The following is a 26,821-nucleotide window of genomic DNA, read 5'->3' as shown; positions in this document are numbered from 1 at the left end:
TGAAACGCAAATGAAAGATGATTTAAAGTTATTAGTCGTTGGTTCTGGTGGACGTGAACATGCGATCGCTAAAAAATTATTAGCTAGTCCACATGTTAGTCAAGTTTATTGTGCTCCAGGTAATCCGGGGATGACAGTGGATGGGATCATACCGGTTGCGATCTCTGAGCTTGATTTTCCGGCACTTAAAGGTTTTTGTTATGAAGAAGAGATCGCCTGGACTTTTGTGGGACCGGAAAATGCGTTAGTCGCTGGGATCGTGGATTCATTTGAAGCAGATGGGCTAAAGATCTTTGGTCCAGCTAAGACAGCAGCTCAGTTGGAAGGGTCAAAAGACTTTGCGATGCGCTTTATGAATAAATATGCTGTTCCAACGGCAAGCTTTGCCACTTTTTCCGACTCAGCTTCAGCTATTGCAGGGCTAGCAGAATTTAGTGAACCGGTCGTGATCAAAGCTGATGGGTTAGCAGCTGGTAAGGGGGTCGTGATCGCCCAAACAAAGGAACAAGCTAAAGAAGAGATCGCTTTGATGTTTAAAAAAGGGCAAAAACGGCTCGTGCTCTCGGAATTTTTATCTGGAGCAGAATATTCACTCTTTGTTGCGGTAGGCCGTAAAGATTATCGGATACTTCCGATGGCGCAAGACCATAAGCGAGCTTTTGATCTTGATAAAGGGTTGAATACTGGTGGAATGGGGGCTTATAGTCCGTTGCCACAATTGCCAGAAGCTGATTATCAGCGGATGTTACGTGAAGTTGTTGCACCAACGATCGCTGGTTTGCGCCAAGAAGAGTTTGATTACTGCGGGATCTTATATATCGGGTTGATCATGACCGAACAAGGCCCGAAAGTCATTGAATACAATGTACGTTTAGGTGATCCCGAGACGCAGGTCGTCTTACCGCGGATCACATCTGATTTTGCAGAATTGATAGACTGTGCGCTTAATGGCAACGCATTACCAGCGATCGAAGTAACGGCTAAAGCTTGCTTAGGCGTAGTCGTAGCAGCTTCTGGTTATCCGGGTGAGTATCTCAAAGGACAAGTTTTGCCCGAATTAAAAACAACAGATGAGATCAAGATCGATTATGCTAATGTCAGTGAAAAGGCAGAGCAGTTTATCGGTAATGGTGGTCGTTTATTGTGTGTGTTAGCGCTAGAAGATGATCTTCAGCTAGCACAGGCAAAAGCCTATAGTTATTTAGCGCAACATGAATTTACTGATTGTTACTATCGCCACGATATCGGGACGAAAGCCACAGGAAAATTTTCTGGGATCGATGGCGAACTAAAAGACTTAGCCTAGTGTAAAAGCGGACTGGATCTGGTTCGCTTTTTTACTTGTCTTCTAAGTAGAGAAATGATATTTTTAAGGAAATGATTTGGACAAGGCAGGAAACTAGATGAGTAATTTTATGTATCAAGCATTCAGCGAGGTCGCTAAGCAAAAAGCTTTTGTGACGGCAGCCAAAGTATTGAATGTGACACCATCAGCGATCAGTCATTCGATCAATGGGCTTGAAAAAGAGTTAGGATTTGCATTGTTTTTCCGTAATCGCAATGGAGTCCAGTTGACTTCCGCTGGAGAAAAGATCTTACCGATCGTCCGTGAACTATTGAATACCGAAGATAAGTTATTAGAAGAAGCCGCTCGGATCAACGGGTTAGACCAAGGGCGGTTGCGGATCGGGGCTTTTAGTAGTGTCTGTATCAATTGGCTCCCTGATATGATCAATACCTTCAAAAAAAATTATCCTGAGATCGAAGTTTCGGTTTGGCAGGGCAACTTTAATGAAGTCATCCAGCAGATCAAATTAGGAGAGATCGATATTGGTTTTTCCGCCTTACCGATCAAAGAAAATCTGGAAGTTGTACCGTTGTATCGAGATGAGATCTATTGTGTTGCACCTGAGGGATTTACGCCCCAAGATAAAAAAGCCGTCGTGGCTAGTGATGTGGCGGATAAACCGTTTATTCTCCAAGAGATCGATTATGATCGCAATACTAAAGAGGCTCTGGATGACTATAATGTTTCAGTCAATTCGATCCAATACAGTATCGATGATGCCTCGATTATTGCAATGGTCGAATCAGGACTAGGCTTTGGGATCTTGCCAGAATTAGCTCTACAAAAACTTTCGGGCAATGTCGTGCAGTATCCTTTTGCCAAGCGATATTTTCGGACGATTGCCTTATTAACACACAATAAAGCCCAGCAAACACCTTCGACACAGGCTTTTATCCGCGTTATTATAGACTATTTGACCGAGCGCTATGGTGGGTTAGTGTAACGGGTCACAGTAAGAATTGTTAAAAAATTTAAATAAAGTCAAATTTATGGACTAAGGTACTTGCATATAGCATTAAAGTTTGTTAATATTCATAGGACATTGCCAGGCAAAGTAGGTGAATATTAATCAATGGAAACAAAATTAAAAGTTGGCGACAAAGTGACATGTGATAAATTTGCTTCATTGACGCATGATTTTGTCGGCGCGATCGAAAAGATCTATGAAAATTCTGCAGTGGTTGAGATCTTGGAACATCATAAAGATGATACCGTAGTCGTGAGCGATTTCCATAACCGTGCTGTAGTAGCTTTAGATCACATGAAAAAGAAGCCAGCATAAAAATTCAAAAAAAAGATGACAAACGAAGATAAGGGTGCTATAATTATCTTTGTTGTTGCGGGTGTAGTTTAGTGGTAAAATCCCAGCTTCCCAAGCTGATGTCGCGAGTTCGATTCTCGTCACCCGCTTCAAAGAGCATCTTTGGTTTCGGCCGGAGATGTTTTTTATTTAAGTTAAGAAAACTCAATGATAAAAGAAAAGTAGCCTGTGGCAGCGGTAAGCGAGTCTGGGGTGGTGGGAGCCAGATCGTGTAAGCAGGTGAAGCGCGCTTTTTAGAGTACAAGTGAATATTTGAGTGGATATTGATCAAATAGAGTGGTACCGCGGGAATTTCTCGTCTCTTGCAAAGTGTTATTTAACGCTATGCAAGAGACGTTTTTATTTTTAAAGGAGGATATAATGATGAAGGACTACAAACAATTAGTGGCTCAAGCAGTATATGCGGCAGTTGATGGCCAGTTAAATGAAGAAGCGATCATTGAAAAGATCGAACAACCAAAAGATCTTAAGTTAGGGGACTATGCTTTTCCAGCATTCGTATTGGCTAAGGTCTTGCGTAAAGCACCACAAATGATCGCGCAAGAATTGGTCGAAAAGATCGATACGACTAATTTTGAAAAAGTTGAAGCTGTGGGACCTTACGTAAACTTTTTCTTAGATAAGGCAGCTTTTAGTGAAGATGTTTTGCATGATGTTTTGACTAAACAAGAACATTTTGGGGATGCAACGACTGGCAATGGCCGCCAAGTTCCGATCGATATGTCTTCGCCTAATATCGCTAAACCAATGTCGATGGGCCACTTGCGTTCAACTGTGATCGGTAACTCGATCGCTCTTTTAATGGAAAAATCCGGTTACAAACCAGTCAAGATTAACCACCTAGGTGACTGGGGCACCCAATTTGGCAAATTGATGCGTGCTTATGAACTTTGGGGAAGTGAAGAAGAAGTTAAAAATGATCCGATCAACTCCTTATTAGGTTATTACGTACGTTTCCACCAAGAAGACGTTGAAAATCCTCAATTAGATGATGAAGCCCGTGATTGGTTCAAACGTTTAGAAGATGGGGATGAAGAAGCAACTCGTCTTTGGAAATGGTTCCGTGAAGAATCACTTAAAGCTTTCACAACTGTCTATGATCGTTTAGGGATCGAATTTGATTCTTACAACGGTGAAGCTTTCTACAACGACAAGATGGATGAAGTAGTCGAGATCTTAGAAGACAAGGGATTATTAAAAGAAAGTCAAGGAGCTCAGATCGTGGATCTTGAAGCCTATAACTTGAATCCTGCTTTGATCAAAAAGACTGACGGGGCGACACTTTACATTACTCGTGACTTAGCCGCAGCAATGTATCGTAAACGTACTTATGACTTTGCCCAATCCTTGTATGTCGTTGGTAACGAACAATCAAATCACTTCAAGCAATTGAAGGCCGTTTTAAAAGAAATGGGATATGATTGGTCCGATGATATCCATCACATTCCATTTGGTTTGATCACACAAGGTGGTAAGAAGCTTTCTACACGTTCGGGTCGTGTCATTTTGTTAGAAAAAGTTTTGGATGATGCGGTTGCCTTGGCTAAAGAACAGATCGAAGCTAAGAATCCTGGTTTAGCTAATAAAGATCAAGTTGCTGAAGAAGTCGGTGTTGGTGCGGTAGTCTTCCATGACCTTAAGAATGAACGTTTGAACAACTTTGACTTTGATTTAGAAGAAGTCGTACGTTTTGAAGGTGAAACTGGTCCATATGTTCAATACTCACATGCTCGTGCAATGAGTATTTTACGTAAAGCTGGTGTGACGAAGATCGATCCGGCTAAGGCCTATGCTGTAACAGATGAAAATGCTTGGGAAACTTTGCGTCTATTGGGCGAATTCCCAGAAACTGTTGCTCGTGCAGTCGCAGAATACGAACCATCTGTGATCGCTAAGTATGCGATCCATTTGGCAAAAGCCTTCAACAAGTACTATGCTCATTCTAAGATCTTGGTCGAAGATGACCAATTAGAAGCACGCTTAGCTTTAGTAGCTAGTGTAGCTGATGTCTTAAAAGAAGCATTGCGCCTCTTAGGGGTAGCAGCTCCAGACGAAATGTAATTTTCAAAAGTCGATCGCCACAGTGTGATCGGCTTTTTTTATGAAATCACCGTTAGAAATAATTTATTGATAAATAAGTTTTGCGCCAGTTGTTTAGTGGTAAACTTGGTGCAACAAACAATAAGGGGGAGTTTCGTGGTGAAGATCAACAATTATGCAAAAAAAGAGGATTATGTTTTTGATCTGATTCAAAAAATCGGAAATTTATCAGAAAAAGACCAAGAAAAATTTCGCACATCTTGTCGAGCAATGGTTTATGACTACAACGATATGTTGATGTTCAATGGATTTAAGGGTGACTTTGCTTGCTTTTTAGTCAGTGGGTTGGTGGCAAGCCGGTATTACAATTATGAAAGTGATAAAGACCAATATATGACGTTTTATAAGCAACAAGAGTTATTCTATCCTTCGCATGAGGTATTTGATGAAGATCATACGGAAGAAGAGTTGGTCGTATTTTCGGATAAAGCGATCATTATTGTTATTCCTGAAGATATTATGCATGAATATCGAGATAAATCGCCTTTCTTCAATGAAATGCTACGTGAGCAGATGGCATACCAATTGCAAAAAGAACGGATCTACAACATTTATTGCAATCTATCATCGACAAGGGAACGGATCAAGAATACACTTTTCTACTTAGCGGTGCTCTATGGGAAAGTTACCGATGAGAAGTGGGTCCGTTTGCCTCGGCGGATCGATCAAAACGTTTTAGCTTCTTACACTCGTGCCTCTACCTCACTAGTCAACATGATCATCAAAGAATACTGCAGTCAAGGCTTAGCTAAACGGGGACGGCGCAAGCTCTTGTTAGACCGCGAGCTAGTGATGGATTATGTCGCGAATACAGGTTTTAATGAGTTTAGTTGAATTTTTAGACGAGATCGAGTAAGCCTAATTTTGCTTGCCTGCGGAAGTTTGTTAAAATAGAGATACAATCTTTTGTCTTGAGGTGATTTTTGTGAAAAAAGAAATGCGCCAAGGAAAGATCGAGCAGCTGATAAATCAGCAAGTCATCTCTAATCAAGAAGAGCTGATGCAGGCGCTACAAGCTATTGGTATCAGTGCAACGCAAGCGACGATCTCACGCGATATCCGGGAAATGCAGATCGTTAAGCAACAGGATGGTAATGGTAAGTTACGCTATGTGATCTTTAAAGCTAACAATCAATCGGAACAAGATAAGCTGTATAAAGCAATTTCTGATGCGGTCACAGCGATCACGACGGTTGAATTTATGAATGTGATCCATACTACTCCACGCAATGCGAATGTTTTAGCGGCGATCTTAGATGATCTGTCTTTACCAGAAGTTGCTGGAACGTTAGCTGGCTTTGACACTGTAGTAGTGATCAGTCCCTCACGCGAAGCTGCTGCTCAGCTCTATGCGTTATTTATGGAACACGTTGATCCAGATAATTTGCTGTAGAAGCATTTATACTATAATGATCATTGAGATCGTGACTCTTAGTTGCGGTCTCTTTGTGCATTCTTAAATATTATTAAATTTTAGATACGTTTGGCGGAACCTTGCTTAGATGTGCTAAGATGATAATTAACGATAGTAGAAAAGGAATTTATGCGATGAATGATTTTTTAGAAAAATTGCGCCAAACTATAAGCCACTATGGTAAAAAAATTTGGACTTGGTTTTTGGCTAAGAGCCGACGTTATCAATTATGGCGGTGGTTGGTAGTTATTTTTTTAGCGAGTTTTTTATGCATGAGTATCTATCTGACCTTTGTAGCCAAAACTTCTAATGTTAAGGGCCTAAAGAACGCTTTAGAACAAGCAACTGAGATCTACGATAAAAATGATCAAAAGGCGGGTTATCTTTATGCCCAAAAAGGTACTTGGACTTCGATCGATGATATTTCACCTAACGTTATCGATGCAGTATTGTCGACCGAAGACCGTAACTTCTATAAAGAATATGGTTTTTCCGTCAAAGGGATCGCCCGGGCCAGTTTGATGCATCTCAAAAATAAGTTGACTGGCGGTAATGCCGTTACCGGTGGGGGGAGTACTTTGACCCAACAATTGGTCAAAAATGCCTTCCTTTCCCAAGAACAGACGCTTTCTCGTAAAGCCAAAGAGATCTTTATTGCGATGCAAGTCGAAAATACCTATAGTAAAAAAGAGATCTTAGCAATGTATCTGAATCATGCTTATTTTGGCAATGGAGTCTGGGGCGTTGGTGATGCAGCTAAACGCTATTTTGGAACAACGGCTAGCCAGTTGACGGTTCCACAAGCAGCTACTTTAGCGGGGATGTTGACGAGTCCAAATGCCTATAATCCAGCCGACCATCCCGAAGCCTCTAAAAAACGCCGGGATGTAGTCTTGAGCTTGATGGAAGATAACAATAAACTGACCGCAGCCCAAACTAAAGAATATCAAGCTACACCAATGGTGACTAATAATACGTATACCTATAATTCAGGTTATAAGTATCCATATTATTTTGATGCTGTTATCTCAGAAGCGATCAATCGCTATGGTTTAAGTGAATCAGATATTATGAACCGTGGCTATAAGATCTATACTTCACTTGATCAAAATTACCAAACGACATTCCAAGAAGATTTTGCTAATGACTATTTATTCCCAGACAACGCGGCTAATGGGGCTAGAGCTCAAGGTGCTTCAGTGGCACTTGACCCTAAAACAGGCGGTGTAGCCGCGGTCGTTGGGGGCCGGAGTGGGACGCATGTCTTTCGGGGCTATAATCGGGGGACGCAATTGGTGCGCTCACCGGGATCAACGATCAAACCCTTAGCGGTGTATGCTCCGGCTCTGAATAAGGGTTACCATTATGATTCGGAATTGCCTGACGAATTGAAAGCCTATGGAACTAACAAGTATACGCCACATAATTGGAATAATGTTTATGGTGGTGATCTCCCGATGTATAAAGCCTTAGCTGAAAGTAAAAATACTTCCGCGGTCTGGTTGTTAAATAAGATCGGGGTCAAAACCGGTTTTGACAGTGTTGAAAAATTTGGGATAACGCTAGATCCTTCTGATGAAAATTTGAGTTTAGCGCTAGGGGGACTTAAAAAAGGGGTCTCACCTTATCAGATCGCAAGTGCTTATACGGCTTTTGCTAACGATGGTGTCCGCTATGATCCACACTTTATCACCAAGATCGTCGATGCTTCGGGTAAGACGATCGTTGATAATACTGAAGTCGATTCGACGCGAGTCCTTTCAGCTAAGAATGCCAATGAGATGACGAGTATGTTGATCGATGTATATACAATGGGGACTGGGACTAATGCTAAACCAGCTGGTTATACGATCGCTGGTAAGACCGGTTCAACGCAAGGCAATGGGGTCGATCCGATGGCAGCAGATACCGATCATTGGTATGTGGGTTATACCCCAGATGTAGTTGTGGCTACCTGGGTCGGCTATGATTCTAGCAAAGATCCGATCGAAGACGCTGGTAATCGTGGTGGGGCTAGTCTGTTCAAGACCCAGATGGAAGGCATCTTACCATATACCAAGGAAAATAAATTCGAAGTCAAGTCCGCCTCAACGATGGCCGCTGAGAATAGTGCTGACGATGATAGCGATGAGAGCTGGTGGGATAAGATCAAAAATGCTGGTCAAGAAGGTACGAGTGATTGGAAACAGACTGCCGATTCGTGGCTTCAAAAAGGAAAAGATGCATTAAATAGCCTGTTTGGAAATTAGTTTTTAAAGGCTTTAGATAAAACTTTTTTAGCAAAGTGCGTTATAATAGATATATTAAGAATTGAAGGAGCGATATTATGGTCAATATTTATGATACAGCTAATCAAATGGAACAAGATTTGAAGCAAACACAACAATACCAAGAATTAAAAGCAGCTTATGAAGCTTTGAAGGCGGATGAAAAAGCTTATGCTTGCTTCAAGGAATTGCAAGATCTTCAAGGTCAATTGCAACAAAAGCAAATGCAAGGCAACATCACAGAAGATGATTTCAAAGAATTACAAGAAGCTGGTGCTAAAGCTAAGGAATTTGAAGCATTACAAACATTGATGTTGAAAGAACAAGCTTTGAGCATGTTGATGGATGAAGTAAGCAAGATCATCTTCCAACCGGTTCAAGAATTATACCAAGATTAAAATGAACAAAAGAGCTCTGCGGGGCTCTTTTTTTAGTCCTACTAACTGGCTCGAAAATGTGGTAAAGTTAGTACGAAACGGGGAAAAATAAATGAATGGATAGGACAAGAGCGTGTTAAAAAAATTATTTGATTATAAAGTTGATGAAAATTTAGAATTATTTGTATTGATCAAGTCAGCTGAAACGCGGATCGCTAAGAATGGCAAAAAGTTTATTGCTTTTAATTTTGCTGATAGCTCTGGCGTGATCAGTGCTAAATTTTGGGATGCTTCAGATGATGATATCAAGCGATTTGAAGCGGGCAAAGTAGTTCACTTGAAAGGTAAACGTGAAAATTATCAAAACAATCCCCAGATCAAGATCTTCAAGCTTCGGTTAGCTAATGCTGAAGAACCAAATGATCCGGCACTTTATCTCCAAGCTGCACCAGAAAAGACACTTGCGATGGAAGAAGAACTGAATCAGTATGTGTTTGAGATCGTTAATCCAACGTGGAATCGGATCGTGCGTTATTTACTCAAGGAATACCACGATGAGTTCTTTAAATTTCCCGCAGCTAAGTCCAATCATCATGCCTATGCGGGTGGTTTAGCCTTTCACACATTATCGATCTTACGCTTGGCTAAATCAGTGGCCGAACAATATGAAGAAGTTGATAAGGCATTACTCTACGCGGGAACTATTTTACATGATCTAGGTAAGGTCTTAGAATTGTCGGGGCCCGTTGCGACGACCTACACGTTAGCTGGTAATTTGATCGGGCATATCGTTTTGGTCGATGAAGAGATCGTTAAAGCTTGCGCAGCATTAAAGATCGAGCTTGAAAGTGAAGATGCGATCTTATTGCGGCACATGATCTTAGCACATCATGGACTATTGGAATACGGTTCTCCAGTGAAACCACACTTGTTAGAGGCCGACATTTTACATCAGTTAGATAATCTTGATGCTTCGATCCAAATGCTAAAGAAAAGTTTAGGGCATACCGAGCCGGGCAATTTTTCAGAGCGCATCTTTGGGATGGATGGGCGTAATTTCTATCATCCCAAACAAAAATAATTGCCTTGGAGGCTGATCACGCACAGGTCAGTGAAAAATTTGACATCACTAAAGAAACTTTGCGTTATTGGGAAAGATCGGGATTACTTCCTGAGATCCCACGTAATGAGAGTGGTTATCGTGACTATGGAGAGTATGGGTCTTCTTTATTCAGGTCATGCGCAAAGCTGGGGTATCGATCGAGGCGCTAGTTGAATTTGTTGAGCTATATCGCTTAAAAACTGATACACGTGCTGCCCAAAAACAATTACTTGTTGAACAACGTGATAAATTGGAACAACAAAAGCGCGAGATCGAAAAAACTTTGAATTATTTAAATTACAAGTTAGATAATTTTGAAAGTCATGTACTAAACTATGAAATTGAAAAATTACACTATAAAATAGATGAGAAAGATCAATGAGGTCATATGGCAAAAAAACATTTTTATGCAATAAAAAACACGGGTAAGATCTATCGCACTTGGGCTGAATGCCAAACTGCACTAAAAAAAGTCAAAGCACCTGTATTCAAGGGATTTGCAACTGAAGCGGAAGCCAAGGCATTTTTAGCGGGGCAAAGTCCAACTGCAAGTTTACCAAGCGAAAGTATTTTCGTCGATGGTAGTTTTAATGCGGATGAGACGATCGTAGGGGGCGCTTTTGTAATGGTAAAAGATGACAAAAGTGTCCATGAACAAACGATCCGGGATGATAAGTATGCTGAGATCTTGCGGTTACGCAATGTTGGCGGCGAATTGTTGGCTACGATCTACGCCCTAAAGTATGCACTATCACTGGGAATGAAGGAAGTCACGATCTGTCATGACTATCAAGGGATCGCTAGCTGGGCCGATGGTTCTTGGCAGGCTAAACAAGATATTACCAAACGTTATGCTGCGTTTGTTAAGCAAGTTACCACTAAAGATGGATTGCAGGTCCATTTTCAAAAGATCTCGGCTCATACTGGAGTAAAATTCAACGAACGGGCCGATCAACTAGCTAAACAAGCTGCAGGGATAGCGATTTGAACGTAAAAGAAGCTGTGTCAGGCTTCTTTTTTTATACTAAAAAAGGCTACCCACGAAATGTAGGTAGCCTTTGAAAGTTCAAAGCTTATTTTGAGCTTGAGCTAGATGAAGAAGAGATGTAATCGGATAAGACATCTTTCAAGTCACTATCTTTGATTTTTACATTACCTTCTTTGAATTCTTTAGCAATGATCTTTTGCAATGCTGTTGAATCATTTAGTTTTTCATCAATGATCTGATCTTTCAATTCTTTTGTATGATCAGCCATCTTGCCCTTACCAGGGTTCTTGATGCTGTAGATGACATGGTAACCATAGCTTGTCTTAACTGGTTCTTGTGAGAATTCACCTTGTTTCAAAGCAAAGGCAGCTTTCTTGAAGTCACTGTCAAGGGAAGTATCCATGTTATTGAAGGAAGGTAACTTACCGCCATCATTCTTAGTAGATTCATCGATCGATTTTTCCTTAGCTAACTTCTTGAAGTTATCCCAAGAGCCGTCTTTTTTCAATTCTTCGATGATCGCATCAGCATCTTCTTTCTTAGATACCAAGATCTGTGCGACTGTGATCGTTGGTTCATAGCTCTTCCATTGTTTCTTCAAGTCAGCATTAGTGATCTTAGTATTAGCGATCACAGCTTGACGAAGCAATAAGTTAGAACGAATGCTCTTCTTAAATGCTGAAGCTGTCATACCATTTTGGGCTAAAACAGTTGAGAAAGAAGAACCATATTGTTTCTTATACTTATTGTATTCTTTGTTAACAGCTTTATCAGTGACCTTATCACCATACTTGCCTTCTAAGATCTTATCTAAGATCATTTGTTGTAAGACTTGCTTACCTGAAGTAGTCTTCTTCATGCTGTCGTAGTATTGGCTTTCAGTGATCTTACCACCTGATGTTGTTGCAACTGTTTTAGATGAACAAGCTGCTAAGGTGAAAGTCAACAAGACGCCGGCTAAAGCGGCAAACCATTTTTTCATTATGTTACACATCCAATCGTAAAATTAATAATTCTAATATAACACAAGTCACGTCTAAATTATCAATGTTTTAATAATTTTTAAGAAAATCAATCGTTTTGCTGAGGCAGTTTAGCTTGGATCTCTTTGGCTAAAGGTTCGACTTGTTCACGATAGCTTTCGATCTCTTGGGTCAAACTGTTGATCACAGGCTCAGAAGCTTTGAGTTCTGCGGAAAATTTAGCCGCATTTTCTTTGACTTTTTCGACTTTAGCAAGATAATCTGTTGTTTGCTCTACAGTTTGATCAAAAGCGATCAGTTTTTTGGTGAGATATTTTAAGATCTCATCGCGCTTACTATAAGCATAGGCGCCGAGAGCTCCAGTAATGGTCAAAGTCCACAAAAATTTTTTCATTTTTTTCAGTCCTTTATCTGCTCTGCGATCTTATTTGCGATCACTTGTAATTTTTCTGGTGTGTAGTCGGCAGAATTATCGGCAAAGGTCATTCCAAAACCATCTTCATTGCTGTAGCGTGGTAAGAGATGGATGTGTGAATGAAAGACCGTTTGATAAGCGACTTCACCGTTGTTGTTGACGATGTTTAGCCCCTTGATCGTTGGATCCGATGCTTTGACTGCACGCGCGATCTTAGGCAAACGACTAAAAACATCACTAGCTAATTGTTCGTCGTATTCAAAGAGGTCAGCAACGTGCTTTTTAGGCACGACCAATGTGTGACCTGGGGTTGCTTGTGAGATATCTAAAAAGGCTTTGACTTTATCGTCTTCATAGACGGTCACACTTGGGATCTCTCCGGCGATGATTTTGCAAAAGATACAGTCTGTCATATAAAAACCTTCTTTCAAAAATTTTAAATCTGTTTTTAGTATACACTATCTGAGCCTAATTGTTGTAAACTAAATGTTAAAAGGAAATAATGGAGGGAAGAGCATGTTGGGCAAACAAACGTATAGGATGCAAAACGGTATGATGTATAATGATCTAGACCCTGAGCTGATGCAAGCGCGTCAAAGGACTATGGCCTTAACGACGGCATATGATCAAAGCTACTCTCAAAGTCCTGCCAAACGCGAAGCTTTGTTAGCAAAAATTTTAGGCAAGATCGGTAAAAATGTCCATTTTGAACCGACTTTTCGCTGCGAGTTTGGTAAGAATATCTCGATCGGTGATAATTTTTTTGCGAATTTTGATTGTATCATGCTTGATGGGGCTAAGATCACGATCGGGGACAATGTTTTATTTGGTCCCCGGGTAGGTATTTATACAGCTGATCATGCAATTGATAAAACTGAGCGCCAACTGGGTGGCTGTCGGGCTAAGCCAGTGACGATCGGTAATAATGTTTGGATCGGCGCGGGCGTGCATATCGATCAGGGAGTCACGATCGGCGATAATACTGTGATCGGTGCGGGGAGTATGGTCACACATTATATTCCCGCTGATGTCGTCGCATACGGAGTTCCGTGCCAGGTCGCACGTAAGATCACAGCAGCCGATAAAACGGGTTATGATCCCGCTGAAATTTAGATAAAGTAGGTAATTTAGATGACATTAGAAGTTGAAAATTTAGTCGGTGGTTATTCACGTGTTCCAGTTCTAAAAGATGTTTCATTTGAGGTCAAAGCCGGTGAATTAGTCGGCTTGATCGGCTTGAATGGGGCTGGTAAATCCACGACCATCAAGCACATTATTGGTTTATTACGACCACAGAAAGGGACGATAACTTTAGAGGGTGTGACTCTAAAAACAGATCCTAAAGCATATAAGCAAAAAATGGCTTATATTCCTGAAACTCCGATCTTATATGAAGAATTGACCTTACGTGAGCATATCGAGCTAACGATCATGGCTTACGGGTTAGAAGCTAAGAGTGCTTGGCAACGTGCCCAGAAATTACTCGAGCTCTTTAGATTAGAAAATAAATTGGATTGGTTTCCCGCTAATTTTTCTAAGGGGATGAAGCAAAAGGTGATGATCGTTTGTGCTTTTATAACTGAAGCCAAACTTTATATCATCGACGAACCGTTTTTGGGACTTGATCCTTTAGCGACCCAAGATCTCTTGGACTTGATCGATCAAAAAAAGCAAGCTGGAGCAGCCGTTTTGATGTCGACACATGTTTTGAGTACAGCTCAAGAATACTGTGATCGCTTTGTAATGATCGATCAAGGTCAAGTAACGGCTAAGGGTGATCTTGCAAGTCTGCGGACGCAGTTTGGCGATGAAACGGCTTCTTTAGCAACGATCTATCTCAAGCTCACAGGGGCAGGTGAAAAGCATGCTTGATCTGTGGAAAACACGTCAAAAAACTCATCAAAAGCAGATGTTTAAGTATTTACGCTATGTATTAAATGATCACTTCATCTTAGCGTTGCTTTTCATCTTAGGTGGCTTGGCTTTGGGCTATTCAAATTATATCAAAGCTCTTCCGACCCAAGAAGAGCTCTGGTATGCTAAACCGTTGGTGTTACTTATTTTAGTCATAAGTTTACAAGTAGGACGGCTAGCAACGCTGTTAAAACCGGCTGATATCGTATTTATTTCACCCCGCCAAGCTGAAATGGGACAGTATTTACAAAAAGCTTTACGGGCATCGTTAGTTTTTGCTTGGGTGTTCGATACGTTAGTGATGTTGGCCTTAGCTCCATTTTTACTTGTTGCGGCTAAATTGACCGCGGTCCAGCTCATCTTTTTATGGCTGTTGTTGTTAGTATTGAAATATTTACAACTGGATCGGCAACTATTAGGACTTTATCAAGCACAATTTGCCAGTGGACGTTGGAAATGGTTCTTAGATATTGGTTTTTGTGGCCTTTTATTAGGGACAAGTCTTTATTTGGATCCGTTATACCTGTTATTAGTGGCCGCACTTTTGACGGGGTATGTTGATCGATCAAAAAAAGCTCTTACGACCCAAGCTGTATTTGACTGGGAAGGGGCGATCCGGACTGAAAATGCAAGAATGTTGCAGTTATACCGTTTCTTTGCGCTCTTTACCGATGTACCTAATCTGCAGGTCGCAGCTAAACGGCGTCGCTACTTAGATCGCCTGTTACCGCAAGCTAAGCCTAATGGAAGTTTTACTTACCTTTATTGGCGGGCCTTGGTCCGTAATGGTGAAACCAGTGGCCTAGTCCTACGGTTAACGGTGTTGGGGGCTGTTATCTTGTATTTCATCACTGAACCGTGGCTAGCCTTGGCTTTAGCGGTATTGTTCATCTATTTACTTGGGTTCCAATTGTTTTCTTTGTATCACCACTATGATGAAGTAGTTTTTATGCACATCTATCCGTTGGATCCAACCGGTAAACAAAGGGCATTTCAAAAGATGCTCGGGCAATTACTGTTTACGCTCGCGGTGATCTTTACTTTAGTTAGTTGGATCCAGTTGCAAAATAGTTTATTTAGTCTCGAATTCTTAGGCGTTTTAGTGCTTGAGGTCGCATTGTTGACTCGGCCTTATCTTAAGGGGCGCTTAGCAAAAAGAGCTTGACACTGAGCCTAGTTCTTTGTAGACTTATTTTAGTTATCGATATTTTCAAAAGGAGAGCCCCAGATGGATTTCAATTTGGAACATGGCTGGGAGATCTTACCGATCGATGGCGACACTGGCACTGCTTATATGGCGGTGAATAACGATGAACGTATCTTCATCAAGCGTAACACTTCGCCGTTTTTAGCGGCCCTTTCATTAGAAGAGATCGTTCCCCGCTTGATCTGGTCAAAGCGGACGGTCTCAGGTGATACCCTGACCGCTCAAGAGTGGTTGAATGGCCGTTCGCTAAAACGCGAAGAGATGTGTTCGCTCCAGGTCTCGGAATTACTAGCTCGGATGCATGGCTCTAAGCTTTTAAAAAAGATGCTATTACGGGTCGGAGGCAAAACGTATACGCCGGCTGATCTGTTAGCCCAATATTTTAATGGCTTGAGTTCTGAATTACGTCAGCATCCGCTATTGGCCGAAGCAACGTCGCGATTGAAGGCGAACCAGCCGCAACTTGAACGCTCGAATTACGAAGTATGTCATGGCGATTTAAATCATAAAAACTGGCTCTTATCTGAGACAGGACAGCTATATCTAGTCGATTGGGAAGCCGTTAAATTGGCTGACCCGGCTTTAGATCTTAGTATGTTAATGTGTCAATATGTCCCACGCAAAGACTGGAAGCAATGGTTGACGCGATATGCAAAAAAAGAACCGTCACCGGATATGATGAAGCGCATTTATTGGTATGCGGTCATGAATCTTTTGTTGGTTATCAAACACAACTATCAGCGTGGTCATTTCCATGAAATGAACCAAGACATTATCAAGCTTAATCAAGTAATCAAGAAGCAAAATTATATTTAAATTGATGGGGATAAAAGGCATCAAAAACCTTTTGTCCCTTATTTAGTGAATTTTAGTTGAAAGGAAGTCTATGTATTAACTACATAGCAAATTATCATGCGTTTACGAAATAAACCTTGGGCTAAGCCCTTGATCCAAGAAAACCCACAATATGTCGTGACTGATCCGGCAGCTTTACGTGGTAATTGGCAAAGTCGTTTTGAGAAAGAACAACCACTATATATCGAGATTGGGATGGGAAAGGGTCGTTTTATCGTTGAGATGGCCAAGAAATATCCTGAACGTAATTTTATCGGTCTTGAAATGCAGACAGTTGCTACAGGGATCGCCTTGAAAAAACAGCTCGAGGCTAAATTACCTAATCTCCAGTTGGTATGTGCTAATGGCAGTGGTTTGACAGAATTCTTCGAACCAAATGAAGTTAGCGGGATCTATTTGAATTTTTCTGATCCATGGCCTAAAAACCGGAATGAAAAACGGCGCTTGACCTATAAGAGCTTTTTAGCTCAATATGAAGAAGTGATGCAAGTAGACGGTCATCTTGAATTTAAGACCGATAACCGTGGCTTGTTCGAATATTCATTGACGAGTTTGAACAATTATGGGATGGTATTTGATCAGGTGTGGTTAGATCTTCATCAGACACCGGATGTTGAAGATAACGTGATGACTGAATATGAAGAAAAATTCAGTCAAAAAGGCCAACCGATCTATAAACTCGAAGCTCATTTCAAAGCTTAGGCAAAAAAATTTTAAAAGCCAAGAGGATAAGTTATAATATACAAAAAGTAAGTAATTTATCTTGGAGGTATTTAAGATGGAAAAATTAGCAAAGATGGATAAAAAAACATTAGAAGAAAAGTTGAGCACAGGAAAGTACGTATTATTCTTTACCGCTGACTGGTGCCCAGATTGCCGTTTTATCAAACCAGCAATGCCTGAGATCGAAGCCGAATTTTCACAATTCGAATTTATCTTAGTCGATCGGGATGAAAACATCGACCTTTGCCAAGAAATGATGATCATGGGGATCCCAAGTTTTGTCGTGTATGAAGATGGTAAAGAAAAAGCTCGTTTTGTGAATAAAGATCGTAAGACGAAAAAAGAAGTAGAAGACTTCTTGAACAATATCTAAAACAAAGGAAGTATCAAATAATGTTAATTGCTAGCTATAATCCGACCCAAATGGGGGATGTTTTATTGACGATGGTGCGCCCTGAAGCAGCAGCGCAAGCAACTGAACAAAAAGGACGGATCGTTCGTATTTTTAATACCGAAAATAATGAAACTTTAGGGTTTAACTTTTTTGATGTCAGTGAGATCTTGGGTGATCTAGCTGTTAAAGGTCAAGTTTTCTTGGATCAAGCTCAAGTGGAAGCTTTGAATCAAGCTTTACAGGCAGCTGGTTTTGAACCTGAATTGGTCGTTGATGATGAACCTAAATTTGTGGTGGGCTATGTAGCTGAATTGACAGAACATCCAGATTCAGATCATTTGCATATCGCTAAGATCGAAGTTGATAATGATCAAACGTTACAGATCGTATGCGGTGCGCCTAATATTGAAGCAGGTCAAAATGTGGTCGTTGCTAAGGTTGGTGCGATGATGCCAAATGGTGCAATGATCTGGCCTGGTAAATTGCGAGGCGTAGATAGCTATGGGATGGTTTGTGCAGCCCGTGAGCTTGAATTGCCTAACGCTCCTAAAAAGCGTGGTATCTTAGTTCTTGATCCCGCTGAATTTGAAGCTAAGACAGCTTTTGATTTTGAAAAGGGGGCTAAGCTTTTTACAGCTTAGTTTAGTAGCTCTCACCTGGGACTATGGTAGGTCCTAGGTGTTTTTTTTACATAAAGTTTTATAAAAGTGGTAAAAAACCTTTTCTCCATTTTGAATAATTACTATAATGAATTTAGAAGTAAATTAGACAGACAGTTAGGATGAACACCATGGAACATTATGATGGACCAGCCTTTTACAGAAATAATGGTCGCCCGGCTACAAAAGCGCGGGTTCAGACTAAAGTACCAGCCAAAACTGAAAAAACGCCGACTAGAACAGCAACAAGTAACCAAAAGGAACGTTTAAACGAGTCTCCACGGGCTTTTAGTCCAAGACAAGTCCCGCGCTCTTTAGTTGCTGATCGGGTCGTAAAAAAACGCCCTGATTACGATAAATTGGTGCGCTCATTGAAGAAAGCTCCCGAGGATTATTTACTCTTTGAAGGGACTGTTTTGTTAGGAACTCAGGCGATCGATCTAACGGTAAAACGCCCACTCATTAGTGATAGTACGGAGACTAAGTTGCCTAAACGCCCGACTGTATCATCACAACTTAAAACTCCGACCTTAGCTTCGGACAGTCAAACAACTAGTTCTAGTTTAGCGACTAGTGAAAGTTTGGACGACTCAACAAGTCAGGCCTATTTGGCAAGTTCGACTAGCCAGTTGCAAAGCTCAGTGAGTGATACGCACGCTCAAAGCACGAGCCAAGCTAACAGTGAGGCAAAAAGTGTAAGCCAAAGCCAAGTAACTTCAGAGCTTACTTCACAAGTTGAACTCACTAGTGAAGTCGCTACTAAATCAGAGCCACAGAAAATGACGGGGCTCAAAGCTGCTTTGGCGCATGAGAGTTCCTTGACACAAAGCCAACCAAGCGTGACAGCCCAACCGACAACACCTGAGTACGAACCTAAGCATTATCAATTTCCACCTCTCAATTTATTGCCTGCACCAGTGATCGATGATGATCCGGCCTTAGACGATTGGGTCGCAAGTCAGGTCCAAACGTTAAATGAGACGCTCAAGGCTTTTCACGTTGATGCGACTGTCAGCGATTGGACGATCGGCCCGACTGTTACGCAATTTGAATTGACTTTAGGACGGGGAGTCAAGGTCAATAAGATCACCAATTTAAATGATGATCTCAAGCTTGCATTAGCCGCTAAAGATATCCGGATCGAAGCGCCGATCCCGGGCAAGAGTAGTGTGGGGATCGAGATCCCTAATAAGACTTCACGCCCCGTTATGTTATCCGAAGTTCTACGTTCAGATAAATTCCAAGAAGCCTCTTCACCATTGACAGTAGCTCTAGGTGTCGATCTGTTTGGAGAACCTCAGATCACAGATCTACAAAAGATGCCCCATGGTTTGATCGCTGGAGCTACCGGCTCGGGGAAATCGGTCTTTATCAATAGTCTGCTCGTCTCACTGCTCTACAAAGCTTCGCCTAGTGAAGTGAAGCTGGTCTTGATCGATCCTAAGGCAGTAGAAATGGCACCTTACCATGATCTGCCTCACTTATTAGCACCAGTGATCTCTGACGCTAAAGCAGCTGCAGCAGCGTTGAAATGGCTCGTTAACGAAATGGAAGAGCGTTACCAACGGCTGGCTGCTGCGGGAGCCCGTAATTTAGAGGCTTATAATGAAAAAGCTAAGGCCGCCGGAGAGTATGGTCTGCAATTACCATATATCGTGGTAGTGATCGATGAATTAGCTGATCTCATGATGGCCGCTTCTTCTGAGGTCCAAGATCATATTGCCCGGATCACTCAAAAAGCTCGGGCAGCGGGGATCCACTTATTAGTTGCGACCCAACGACCAAGTGTGGATGTTTTGACGGGAACGATCAAAAATAATATTCCGACTCGGATCGCCTTTATGGTCTCAAGCCAAGTCGATTCACGAACTATCCTGGATACCGCAGGGGCGGAACGTCTTTTGGGGCGTGGCGACATGCTCTATTTGGGAAATGGTTCGGGACAACCGACCCGCTTGCAAGGCACGTATATCGAAGATGAGGTCGATTTGGTAACTGATTTTGTTAGACAGCAGGGTAAGCCGAAGTATGCTTTTGATCCTGATAGTTTGAAAAAACGTGCTGTCGAATCAGAAAAACAAGACGATCTCTTGCCGCGCGTTCTAGACTATATCGTCAACGAAGAGACGATCTCGACTTCCAAGTTACAACGTGTCTTTTCGATCGGCTATAATCGAGCTGCGGCGATCATCGATGATCTTGAAGCTAAACAATATATTTCACCAGCGCATGGTGCTAAGCCACGGAAGGTCTTTTTGACACAAGAAGGCTTGAATAAATTGCGCAGTGTATAATAAAAAAACGACTGAGTGCGCCTCAGTCGTTTTTTTATTATACAGCTATTCATTGAATACGAAATTTAAAAATGCTGGGAAATGTTTAGCCCAGTAAAACTCACTGTGAGATTCAGCTGCAAAGATATTTAGTGAGATATTATCCAAGGAATGCCCCGTCCGTAAAAGCGTCTGATAATAGCGTAAGGCTTCATCAATATAGGCCTGGGCCTGTTTTTCAGGGGCTAAAACTTCATCGTCACCAGCATCATTTTCGCTAGCTCCAGTTTGAATGTAGACTTTATTGCTTGGCATCAGGGGATGAGAGGCGACAAATTGCGTGAATTTTGTTTCATTCAACCAGGCAGCGCTAGAAAAAACACCTAAATTTCCAAAGATCTCAGGATATAATGAACCAGCATAGGCGGTGATATAGCCCCCCATCGAACTTCCAGCTAGCAATGTGGTCTCACGTTGGGGCAATGTACGATACTTTTTATCGATAAATGGCTTAACGGTATCTACTAGCCAGTCAACATAAGCTCGACCTAGGCCACCAAAATGCCCTGTGCCATCAGGCGTTTGAAATTCGGTCTTCCAAGGTGAATATTCATCGAGCCGATGTTCATCGCTATTGTCGATCCCAACGATGATCATTTGAGGTAGTTCAAGGTGTTGCTTGATCAAGGGAATGACCTTCCACGAATAACCCGCATACGCTTCGCGACTGTAAAAAACATTTTGCCCATCGTGCATGTATAAAACAGGATAATGGCGCTCATTATGAAAATAATCTCGGGGAAGTAGTACTCGGATCCTACGCTCATTTGAAAAATAAGGCACAAATAGATAGTGCGTCCGTAACTCAAGATAATAACTATTTTGCGGCATAATATAGCTGTTCCTTTCCCAATTTCTTGCATATATGACCAAGATATACTGAAAAAAACTTTTTGTCCAGCTATGATCAAAATTTTATTTGTATAAAAATAAAATGATAAATAAATAGTATTCACATTAGTTAAATTTTGTGTTAATATTAACGGAAAATTAAATAAAAGTTAGTTAATGCTGGGTAAAATGAAATTTATTTTAGTATTTTAAGCAGTGTTAGAGCTTAAAGTAGCCGAGACATTGTAAATTAAAAAAGGTGGAGGGAGATCACATGTATTTTGAGGAATGTCAATTACATAGTAAAGTTTTGGGGCGTTCAATGAATTTTAATGTTTATGGTCATGCGGGGAGACCGATCTTAGTTTTTCCTGCATCTGGTGGCAGTCATAACGAATATGGTGATTTTGGGATGATCGCCGCATGTCGTCCTTGGATCGATAGTGGTCAGGTGCGCTTTTTTACTCCAGATTCGTTCGATAATGAAGCTTTTGAGGCTAATGAGAAGAGGCCCCATGATCGGGCCTTAGCACATATGGCTTATGAGCGTTTTATCGTTGAGGAATTGGTACCGCTCATCTATGACAAGACACAATGGGCTGGCGGACTGATAACAACAGGATGTTCGATGGGAGCATATTATGCGATGAATTTTGGACTCAAATTCCCTGAGATCTTTGATACCGTTATTTCATTAAGTGGGCTATATGATCTACGGTTTGTCGTAGGGGACTATGGCGATGACGAGTTAGTTTACTACAATTCACCGACTGATTATCTCTGGAATTTAGCTGATCCGTGGTTTTTTGAAAAATATCGGCAAAATACCTATATCATCTGTACCGGTCTAGGGCCTTGGGAAGAAGTCGATGAGACCCGTAAACTTGAAGCGGTTTTTAATGCTAAACAGATCCCAGGTTGGTTTGATTACTGGGGAGCGGATGTTTCTCATGACTGGGTCTGGTGGAAAAAACAGATGCCATATTATTTAAGTAAATTATCCGAAACGGGACAAATTTGATTAGAAGGGACAAGCTATAATGAATTTTATTGTTATTTCGCCCCATTTTCCCGCAAATTTTGAGCAATTTTCAGTGAGCCTCAGCAATAATGGGATCACAACCTTGGGGATCGGGGATAAAGCCTACGATGAGTTGACACCGAGTTTGCGCAACGCATTGAGTGAGTACTACAGAGTTGATGATATGGAAGATTATGACCAGATGTATCGCGCAGTAGCATATTTTGCTTTTAAATACGGCAAGATCGATCGCTTGGAATCACATAATGAATATTGGTTGTTTCAGGATGCCAAATTACGGACTGATTTTAATATTCCAGGTTATAAGAACGATGAGATGGATACGATCAAGTATAAGTCAAAGATGAAACAGGTCTTTTTGAGCCACGATATTCCAGTTGCATTGGGAAAAGCTTTCCAGACCGCTGAGGAAGGTTGGCATTTGCTAGAACAGTTCGGTTACCCGGTGATCGTTAAACCTGATTCTGGCGTTGGAGCTAGCGACACATATAAGATCAGTGATCCCAAAGATTTTACTGATTTTTTGACCAAACGCACTCCAAATGTGACTTACTTTATGGAAGAATTCATTGAAGGTGACATCATAACTTTTGATGGTCTGACAGATCAAGCAGGGAACGTTGTTTTTTATTCTTCGCTCGTTTATCAAGAACCAGCTTTAGAAACGGTCCATCGCACGGGTGACATGTATTTTTATGAGACACGGGATATCCCCGAAGATCTTTATGAGTTGGGCATGAAAAGTGTAGCTGCTTTTGATATCCGGGAAAGATTTTTCCACTTCGAGTTCTTTAGAACAGCAGATGATAAGCTCTATGCCTTAGAGATCAACTGTCGTCCGCCGGGGGGAACTTCGATCGATCTGATGAATCATGCCCATCAGTTGAGCTTGTTTGAAGAGTATGCCCATTTGGTCAAAGAAAATAAATTCTATGGAGATAGTACTTGTCCATATTACAGTGTCTATATTTCACGTAGTAACAAGCAAGACTATCGCTATGATCTAGCTGAGATCAAACAAAAATATGGAGCTGAGCTAAAAGAGATCCAACATGTACCGGGAGTATTTGCTGAGATCATGGGAGATGTTGGCTATATTTTCAATACGGAGACTAAAGAACAGATGCATGCGATAATCGAATTTGTCGGTGCGCTCAAGCCACAAGCATAAGAAAAAAGCTGATCAAAATTATGATCGGCTTTTTTGTATGGCTATGACTTTAAAAAGGTTTGCGATCTATGGTAAACTTAGCTTAATTGTTAATTAAGAAAAGAGGATATTTACCATGAATATGGACACCACATATTTTTTTGTAGGCATCAAGGGGACGGGGATGAGTGCGTTAGCCCTTATTTTAAATGATAAGGGTTGTAAAGTTGCCGGTTCAGATATCGAAAAATACACGTTTACCCAACGTGGCTTAGAACAGGCTGGAATTGAGATTTTCCCATTTGACGAAAAAAATATCCATGATAAGATGACGATCGTTGCGGGTAATGCTTTTGGTGACGATCAAGAAGAGATCAAAAAAGCACGCGAATTAGGCTTAAAAGTCATGCGTTATCCAGAAGTTGTTGAAATGTTGATCGAAGAGACGACAAGTATTGGGGTCGCTGGTGCCCATGGTAAGACGAGTACTTCAGGCTTGTTGGCTCATGTTTTAAGTGGGGTCTCACCAACAAGTTATTTGGTCGGAGATGGCTCGGGTAAGGGAATTCCTGATGCACGTTTCTTTGTGTTTGAAGCTGATGAATATCGGCGTCATTTTGTGGCATACTATCCAGATTACACGATCATGACCAATATCGACTTTGATCATCCGGATTATTTCACCGGGATCGAAGATGTTTGTGATGCCTTTGAAACTTTGGCTAAACAAACTAAAAAGGGTCTCTTTGTTTGGGGTGAAGATAAATACCTTCGTAAACTAAAAGCAGATGTACCAGTATATTATTATGGGACTGAAGCTAACGATGACGTGCGTGCTGAAAATATCAAACGCACAACTAAGGGTTCGACTTTTGATGTATATCTACACGATGAATATCTAGGTAACTATGAGATCCCAATGTTTGGTAAGCACAATATCTTGAACAGTTTAGCTGTGATCGCGGTTTCGCACATGGAAAAAGTCGATCAAGAAGAGATCAAAAAAGAATTATTGACTTTCAAGGGTGTTAAGCGTCGGTTTACTGAAAAGCGTGTCGCTGACATGGTGATCATTGATGACTATGCTCACCATCCATCTGAGATCACTGCGACTCTAGATGCTGCACGACAACAATATCCAGATAAGAAGATCATTGCAGTCTTCCAACCGCATACTTTCAGTCGGACGATCGCGTTGATGGATGAATTTGCTAAGAGTTTAGACCTAGCCGATAAAGTCTATTTGACGGATATCTTTAGTTCGATCCGTGAACATGACGGTAAAGTTTCTGCCAAAGATCTAGGTGAAAAGATCACTAAGGGTGGCGAAGTTTTAGCTTTAGATAACATGTCACCATTGCTTGATTACCATGATGATGTTGTTGTCTTCATGGGTGCAGGCGATATTCAAAAATACGAATATGCTTATGAAAAATTATTGAGCAATCTTAGCTTGAACAATAACTAATATACTTAGTGCTGCATAAATAACAGGGGCCTCACTATGATCAGATCGTAGTGAGGCCCCTGTTATTTATACACTAGGTCATTATTCAGGTAAGAGGATGATAAAGTCTAGCAAACGTTTAGCATAACTAGTATTAGCATTGAAGTTATGGTAGACCCGTTTTGCTTTAGTGACATTATCGGTGATGATCCCATCTACATCCAAAAAGGCTGCATTTTTAAAATCGTTTTCACTATTGACAGTCCAAGAATAAACTTTTTTGAAACTGAGCTTGGCTTGGGTGACAAAGGAATCATTTAAAGTTGTCTTTTCCATCGTATACCCATTAGCTGGTGTTTGAGGGAAGATGAAATTATACGGTAGGATATAGTAGGTATTTAGCGTAGGAGCATATTTTTTAGCACTAGTGATAACTTTATAGTCAAGTGATTGCAACTCATGTTTATTTTGTTTGAGAGTAGCTTCGTACGTGTCAAAGAAATTCTTTAACATATTTTTTGAATCACGTTTAGTTGTTTTGATCTCAACTAATAGCTTTTGATCATATTGTTTGGCAACATTCAGATACTCATCAAAACTAGGGATCTTAGCTTGATGACCATTTTCGTGTACGGTCAAAGCTGTCAGTTGTGCGAGTGTCAATTCTTGAGGACTGGCATCAAGCTTGGCGAGTTGTTTTAGATTTTCATCGTGCATGACGACGAATTTATGATCTTTAGTTTCTTGAATATCGATCTCGATGTAATCGGGTCTGGCTTGAGCGGTCTTACGTAGAGCAGGGAGCGTATTTTGGACACCATTTTGCGCATCGACGCCCCGGTGTGAGATGATCAATGGTGTTTGGCCTAAATGAACTAAATAGACCCCATTACCTAATAGGGCTCCAAGTGCAAATAAAGCAAATAATGGCTTAGCTACCTTGCTGAGCCAACTTTTTTTAGTACTCTTATAGGTCGCTAAAGTAACGTCAGCTGGTAAAATGAGTTGCAACAGGGCAACACTAGCCCAGACCGAGATCAGAAATGAACCGACTTGCAGCAAGGTAACATTGATACTGCCACCGATAAGTGCGCTCCACGGAGCGGTCTGGTCGAGTCCCAGCTGGATCGCGTATAAAATACCGATCAGACTCAAGTTAGCGATGAGCGCAATAAGTGAGATCTTTAGTAATTTTAACGTATAGACCCAAAATTTATTTTTCGTCAGTTGCCAACTTTGAGCGAGTGCTGCTTTGATCTTGAGCTTTTCAAAAAGCATCAGGGGTAACACAAAGAGCAAGCGGATGCTCAAAATAAAGATCGCTAAATAAAAAATACCGATCAAAGTTGCATAAAGTGGTTTTTGTAGGAGAAAATCCAAGATAAATTCAGGGATGACCACTTTACTCAAAAGCGGTGAATTAAAGAAGATCCCACTAAAAGGTACGATCAATAAGAAATAGCCAGCAAAAAAGCAGATCCCGAGTGGGTCGAGTTGGCGCAGTTGCCGGGCAGTGTCTTTGAGGATCGTCCGAAAGCTGAATTCATCTTGCCTGATCCGAACAACACCGTTTAAGATGAGCGCGAATTGCCCAAAAACACAGATGATCAAAATGATCAATTCCAATAGCAAGCCTAAAGCGATATAGGGATGGCTCGTAACGGGTGAAAGAGCATTAGTATAAGATAAATAGGGGATCGCACCTAAATTCAATAGTAGCGAAGTCCACGCATTAAAGAGAGGGATAACCCCGACCTCAAGTGAAAGTTCGACCACTAAAAAGAGGATCAAATAATTTTTCCAATGTAAGCTAAAATCGCGTTTCAAACGCATCATATCACTGCTATATAAAATGTAGAATAATATAGAAGTTTAAGTACATTCTTCTACATTGATTAGAAAGAATTATATAGTTTTTCCTTTCCTAATTTTATTTACTGCCGTCAACATT

26 protein-coding genes, 1 tRNA gene and 1 pseudogene are annotated in these 26,821 nt (G+C 41.1%); 23 read left to right on the top strand and 5 right to left on the bottom strand.

From position 1 onward, the window contains the following. Positions 1-10: 10 nt before the first annotated feature. The 12 genes and pseudogenes from purD to FC30_RS03760 all read left to right on the top strand — a co-directional run bounded on the left by purD (position 11) and on the right by FC30_RS03760 (position 10,917). Complete coding sequence (gene purD / locus FC30_RS03815) at positions 11-1,306, top strand: phosphoribosylamine--glycine ligase (protein WP_010689224.1); 1,296 nt, start codon at positions 11-13, stop codon at positions 1,304-1,306. Positions 1,307-1,403: 97 nt separating this feature from the next. Next, on the top strand, positions 1,404-2,291 hold the full coding sequence (locus tag FC30_RS03810) for a LysR family transcriptional regulator (protein ID WP_010689223.1): 888 nt from the start codon (positions 1,404-1,406) through the stop codon (positions 2,289-2,291). Between the two features lie 129 nt (positions 2,292-2,420). Then, positions 2,421-2,630 (top strand): hypothetical protein, encoded by a 210-nt coding sequence (locus tag FC30_RS03805; protein WP_010689222.1) that lies wholly within the window; start codon positions 2,421-2,423, stop codon positions 2,628-2,630. Positions 2,631-2,687: 57 nt separating this feature from the next. Then, positions 2,688-2,758 (top strand) — tRNA-Gly (locus tag FC30_RS03800). A 274-nt stretch (positions 2,759-3,032) separates the two neighbouring features. Further along, entirely contained in the window at positions 3,033-4,730 is a 1,698-nt protein-coding gene (gene argS / locus FC30_RS03795) for an arginine--tRNA ligase (RefSeq protein ID WP_010689221.1), read from the top strand. 138 nt (positions 4,731-4,868) lie between these two features. Beyond that, positions 4,869-5,603 carry a Crp/Fnr family transcriptional regulator gene (locus tag FC30_RS03790; RefSeq protein WP_010689220.1) on the top strand — a complete coding sequence of 245 codons (735 nt, stop codon included), beginning with the start codon at positions 4,869-4,871 and terminating at the stop codon, positions 5,601-5,603. A gap of 91 nt (positions 5,604-5,694) precedes the next feature. Further along, positions 5,695-6,162 (top strand): arginine repressor, encoded by a 468-nt coding sequence (locus FC30_RS03785; protein WP_010689219.1) that lies wholly within the window; start codon positions 5,695-5,697, stop codon positions 6,160-6,162. A 155-nt stretch (positions 6,163-6,317) separates the two neighbouring features. Continuing rightward, positions 6,318-8,432, top strand: coding sequence for a PBP1A family penicillin-binding protein (locus FC30_RS03780; protein WP_010689218.1), 2,115 nt, complete (start codon positions 6,318-6,320; stop codon positions 8,430-8,432). Positions 8,433-8,509: 77 nt separating this feature from the next. Beyond that, positions 8,510-8,848 (top strand): YlbF family regulator, encoded by a 339-nt coding sequence (locus FC30_RS03775; RefSeq protein WP_010689217.1) that lies wholly within the window; start codon positions 8,510-8,512, stop codon positions 8,846-8,848. A 112-nt stretch (positions 8,849-8,960) separates the two neighbouring features. Further along, positions 8,961-9,908 (top strand): 3'-5' exoribonuclease YhaM family protein, encoded by a 948-nt coding sequence (locus FC30_RS03770; RefSeq protein WP_010689216.1) that lies wholly within the window; start codon positions 8,961-8,963, stop codon positions 9,906-9,908. A 5-nt stretch (positions 9,909-9,913) separates the two neighbouring features. Further along, positions 9,914-10,311: pseudogene (locus FC30_RS03765) on the top strand (MerR family transcriptional regulator). 6 nt (positions 10,312-10,317) lie between these two features. After that, positions 10,318-10,917 carry a ribonuclease H1 domain-containing protein gene (locus tag FC30_RS03760; protein ID WP_010689214.1) on the top strand — a complete coding sequence of 200 codons (600 nt, stop codon included), beginning with the start codon at positions 10,318-10,320 and terminating at the stop codon, positions 10,915-10,917. Positions 10,918-11,002: 85 nt separating this feature from the next. Here the strand turns inward: FC30_RS03760 and FC30_RS03755 are convergent, their stop codons facing one another. The 3 genes from FC30_RS03755 to FC30_RS03745 all read right to left on the bottom strand — a co-directional run bounded on the left by FC30_RS03755 (position 11,003) and on the right by FC30_RS03745 (position 12,728). Next, positions 11,003-11,899: a peptidylprolyl isomerase PrsA gene (locus tag FC30_RS03755; RefSeq protein WP_010689213.1), complete on the bottom strand. Its 897-nt coding sequence runs from the start codon at positions 11,897-11,899 to the stop codon at positions 11,003-11,005. 89 nt (positions 11,900-11,988) lie between these two features. After that, positions 11,989-12,294 carry a hypothetical protein gene (locus tag FC30_RS03750; protein ID WP_010689212.1) on the bottom strand — a complete coding sequence of 102 codons (306 nt, stop codon included), beginning with the start codon at positions 12,292-12,294 and terminating at the stop codon, positions 11,989-11,991. Positions 12,295-12,299: 5 nt separating this feature from the next. After that, on the bottom strand, positions 12,300-12,728 hold the full coding sequence (locus FC30_RS03745; RefSeq protein ID WP_010689211.1) for an HIT family protein: 429 nt from the start codon (positions 12,726-12,728) through the stop codon (positions 12,300-12,302). A gap of 103 nt (positions 12,729-12,831) precedes the next feature. Here FC30_RS03745 and FC30_RS03740 point away from each other — a divergent pair, with 103 nt between their 5' ends. From FC30_RS03740 to FC30_RS03705, 8 genes are all read left to right on the top strand, one after another. Then, a complete protein-coding gene (locus tag FC30_RS03740; RefSeq protein WP_010689210.1) occupies positions 12,832-13,428 on the top strand; it encodes a sugar O-acetyltransferase in 597 nt (198 codons plus the stop codon). Positions 13,429-13,446: 18 nt separating this feature from the next. After that, a complete protein-coding gene (locus tag FC30_RS03735) occupies positions 13,447-14,187 on the top strand; it encodes an ABC transporter ATP-binding protein (protein WP_010689209.1) in 741 nt (246 codons plus the stop codon). Next, positions 14,180-15,394, top strand: a complete 1,215-nt coding sequence (locus tag FC30_RS03730; RefSeq protein ID WP_010689208.1) for an ABC transporter permease — start codon at positions 14,180-14,182, stop codon at positions 15,392-15,394. The genes FC30_RS03735 and FC30_RS03730 overlap by 8 nt, the downstream gene beginning before the upstream one ends. 63 nt (positions 15,395-15,457) lie before the next feature. Next, the gene (locus tag FC30_RS03725) at positions 15,458-16,252 is read left to right on the top strand and encodes a phosphotransferase family protein (RefSeq protein WP_010689207.1); all 795 of its coding nucleotides are present in this window, start codon (positions 15,458-15,460) and stop codon (positions 16,250-16,252) included. A 96-nt stretch (positions 16,253-16,348) separates the two neighbouring features. Further along, the gene (gene trmB / locus FC30_RS03720; protein WP_010689206.1) at positions 16,349-16,993 is read left to right on the top strand and encodes a tRNA (guanosine(46)-N7)-methyltransferase TrmB; all 645 of its coding nucleotides are present in this window, start codon (positions 16,349-16,351) and stop codon (positions 16,991-16,993) included. 76 nt (positions 16,994-17,069) lie between these two features. Then, positions 17,070-17,387, top strand: a complete 318-nt coding sequence (locus tag FC30_RS03715) for a thioredoxin family protein (protein WP_010689205.1) — start codon at positions 17,070-17,072, stop codon at positions 17,385-17,387. Positions 17,388-17,407: 20 nt separating this feature from the next. Continuing rightward, on the top strand, positions 17,408-18,049 hold the full coding sequence (gene ytpR, locus FC30_RS03710; protein WP_010689204.1) for a YtpR family tRNA-binding protein: 642 nt from the start codon (positions 17,408-17,410) through the stop codon (positions 18,047-18,049). Positions 18,050-18,198: 149 nt separating this feature from the next. Further along, on the top strand, positions 18,199-20,361 hold the full coding sequence (locus FC30_RS03705) for a DNA translocase FtsK (protein ID WP_010689203.1): 2,163 nt from the start codon (positions 18,199-18,201) through the stop codon (positions 20,359-20,361). 45 nt (positions 20,362-20,406) lie between these two features. Here the strand turns inward: FC30_RS03705 and FC30_RS03700 are convergent, their stop codons facing one another. Next, positions 20,407-21,231 carry an alpha/beta hydrolase gene (locus FC30_RS03700; RefSeq protein WP_010689202.1) on the bottom strand — a complete coding sequence of 275 codons (825 nt, stop codon included), beginning with the start codon at positions 21,229-21,231 and terminating at the stop codon, positions 20,407-20,409. A gap of 274 nt (positions 21,232-21,505) precedes the next feature. On the opposite strand from FC30_RS03700, the gene FC30_RS03695 reads away from it, so the two are divergent. The 3 genes from FC30_RS03695 to murC all read left to right on the top strand — a co-directional run bounded on the left by FC30_RS03695 (position 21,506) and on the right by murC (position 24,891). Then, positions 21,506-22,252 (top strand): esterase family protein, encoded by a 747-nt coding sequence (locus FC30_RS03695; protein ID WP_010689201.1) that lies wholly within the window; start codon positions 21,506-21,508, stop codon positions 22,250-22,252. A gap of 19 nt (positions 22,253-22,271) precedes the next feature. Continuing rightward, complete coding sequence (locus tag FC30_RS03690) at positions 22,272-23,444, top strand: ATP-grasp domain-containing protein (RefSeq protein WP_056938469.1); 1,173 nt, start codon at positions 22,272-22,274, stop codon at positions 23,442-23,444. A gap of 115 nt (positions 23,445-23,559) precedes the next feature. Next, positions 23,560-24,891, top strand: coding sequence for a UDP-N-acetylmuramate--L-alanine ligase (murC, locus tag FC30_RS03685; RefSeq protein ID WP_010689200.1), 1,332 nt, complete (start codon positions 23,560-23,562; stop codon positions 24,889-24,891). Positions 24,892-24,972: 81 nt separating this feature from the next. Here murC and FC30_RS03680 read toward each other — a convergent pair whose 3' ends face one another. Further along, positions 24,973-26,703, bottom strand: a complete 1,731-nt coding sequence (locus FC30_RS03680) for a glycerophosphoryl diester phosphodiesterase membrane domain-containing protein (RefSeq protein ID WP_162255311.1) — start codon at positions 26,701-26,703, stop codon at positions 24,973-24,975. Positions 26,704-26,821 lie beyond the last annotated feature (118 nt).

The organism is Ligilactobacillus animalis KCTC 3501 = DSM 20602, assembly GCF_001434535.1.
GTDB lineage: Bacteria > Bacillota > Bacilli > Lactobacillales > Lactobacillaceae > Ligilactobacillus > Ligilactobacillus animalis.
Note: the sequence above shows the minus strand (reverse complement) of the source record. Positions and strands in the feature narration are given on the sequence as shown.

Bases quoted from the DNA above. Each gene is read 5' to 3' on its own strand.
- purD (WP_010689224.1), top strand. From the start codon at position 11: ATGAAAGATGATTTAAAGTTATTAGTCGTTGGTTCTGGTGGACGTGAA.
- FC30_RS03810 (WP_010689223.1), top strand. From the start codon at position 1,404: ATGAGTAATTTTATGTATCAAGCATTCAGCGAGGTCGCTAAGCAAAAA.
- FC30_RS03805 (WP_010689222.1), top strand. From the start codon at position 2,421: ATGGAAACAAAATTAAAAGTTGGCGACAAAGTGACATGTGATAAATTT.
- argS (WP_010689221.1), top strand. From the start codon at position 3,033: ATGAAGGACTACAAACAATTAGTGGCTCAAGCAGTATATGCGGCAGTT.
- FC30_RS03780 (WP_010689218.1), top strand. From the start codon at position 6,318: ATGAATGATTTTTTAGAAAAATTGCGCCAAACTATAAGCCACTATGGT.
- FC30_RS03775 (WP_010689217.1), top strand. From the start codon at position 8,510: ATGGTCAATATTTATGATACAGCTAATCAAATGGAACAAGATTTGAAG.
- FC30_RS03760 (WP_010689214.1), top strand. From the start codon at position 10,318: ATGGCAAAAAAACATTTTTATGCAATAAAAAACACGGGTAAGATCTAT.
- FC30_RS03755 (WP_010689213.1), bottom strand. From the start codon at position 11,899: ATGAAAAAATGGTTTGCCGCTTTAGCCGGCGTCTTGTTGACTTTCACC.
- FC30_RS03750 (WP_010689212.1), bottom strand. From the start codon at position 12,294: ATGAAAAAATTTTTGTGGACTTTGACCATTACTGGAGCTCTCGGCGCC.
- FC30_RS03745 (WP_010689211.1), bottom strand. From the start codon at position 12,728: ATGACAGACTGTATCTTTTGCAAAATCATCGCCGGAGAGATCCCAAGT.
- FC30_RS03740 (WP_010689210.1), top strand. From the start codon at position 12,832: ATGTTGGGCAAACAAACGTATAGGATGCAAAACGGTATGATGTATAAT.
- FC30_RS03735 (WP_010689209.1), top strand. From the start codon at position 13,447: ATGACATTAGAAGTTGAAAATTTAGTCGGTGGTTATTCACGTGTTCCA.
- FC30_RS03730 (WP_010689208.1), top strand. From the start codon at position 14,180: ATGCTTGATCTGTGGAAAACACGTCAAAAAACTCATCAAAAGCAGATG.
- FC30_RS03725 (WP_010689207.1), top strand. From the start codon at position 15,458: ATGGATTTCAATTTGGAACATGGCTGGGAGATCTTACCGATCGATGGC.
- trmB (WP_010689206.1), top strand. From the start codon at position 16,349: ATGCGTTTACGAAATAAACCTTGGGCTAAGCCCTTGATCCAAGAAAAC.
- FC30_RS03715 (WP_010689205.1), top strand. From the start codon at position 17,070: ATGGAAAAATTAGCAAAGATGGATAAAAAAACATTAGAAGAAAAGTTG.
- ytpR (WP_010689204.1), top strand. From the start codon at position 17,408: ATGTTAATTGCTAGCTATAATCCGACCCAAATGGGGGATGTTTTATTG.
- FC30_RS03705 (WP_010689203.1), top strand. From the start codon at position 18,199: ATGGAACATTATGATGGACCAGCCTTTTACAGAAATAATGGTCGCCCG.
- FC30_RS03700 (WP_010689202.1), bottom strand. From the start codon at position 21,231: ATGCCGCAAAATAGTTATTATCTTGAGTTACGGACGCACTATCTATTT.
- FC30_RS03695 (WP_010689201.1), top strand. From the start codon at position 21,506: ATGTATTTTGAGGAATGTCAATTACATAGTAAAGTTTTGGGGCGTTCA.
- FC30_RS03690 (WP_056938469.1), top strand. From the start codon at position 22,272: ATGAATTTTATTGTTATTTCGCCCCATTTTCCCGCAAATTTTGAGCAA.
- murC (WP_010689200.1), top strand. From the start codon at position 23,560: ATGAATATGGACACCACATATTTTTTTGTAGGCATCAAGGGGACGGGG.
- FC30_RS03680 (WP_162255311.1), bottom strand. From the start codon at position 26,703: ATGCGTTTGAAACGCGATTTTAGCTTACATTGGAAAAATTATTTGATC.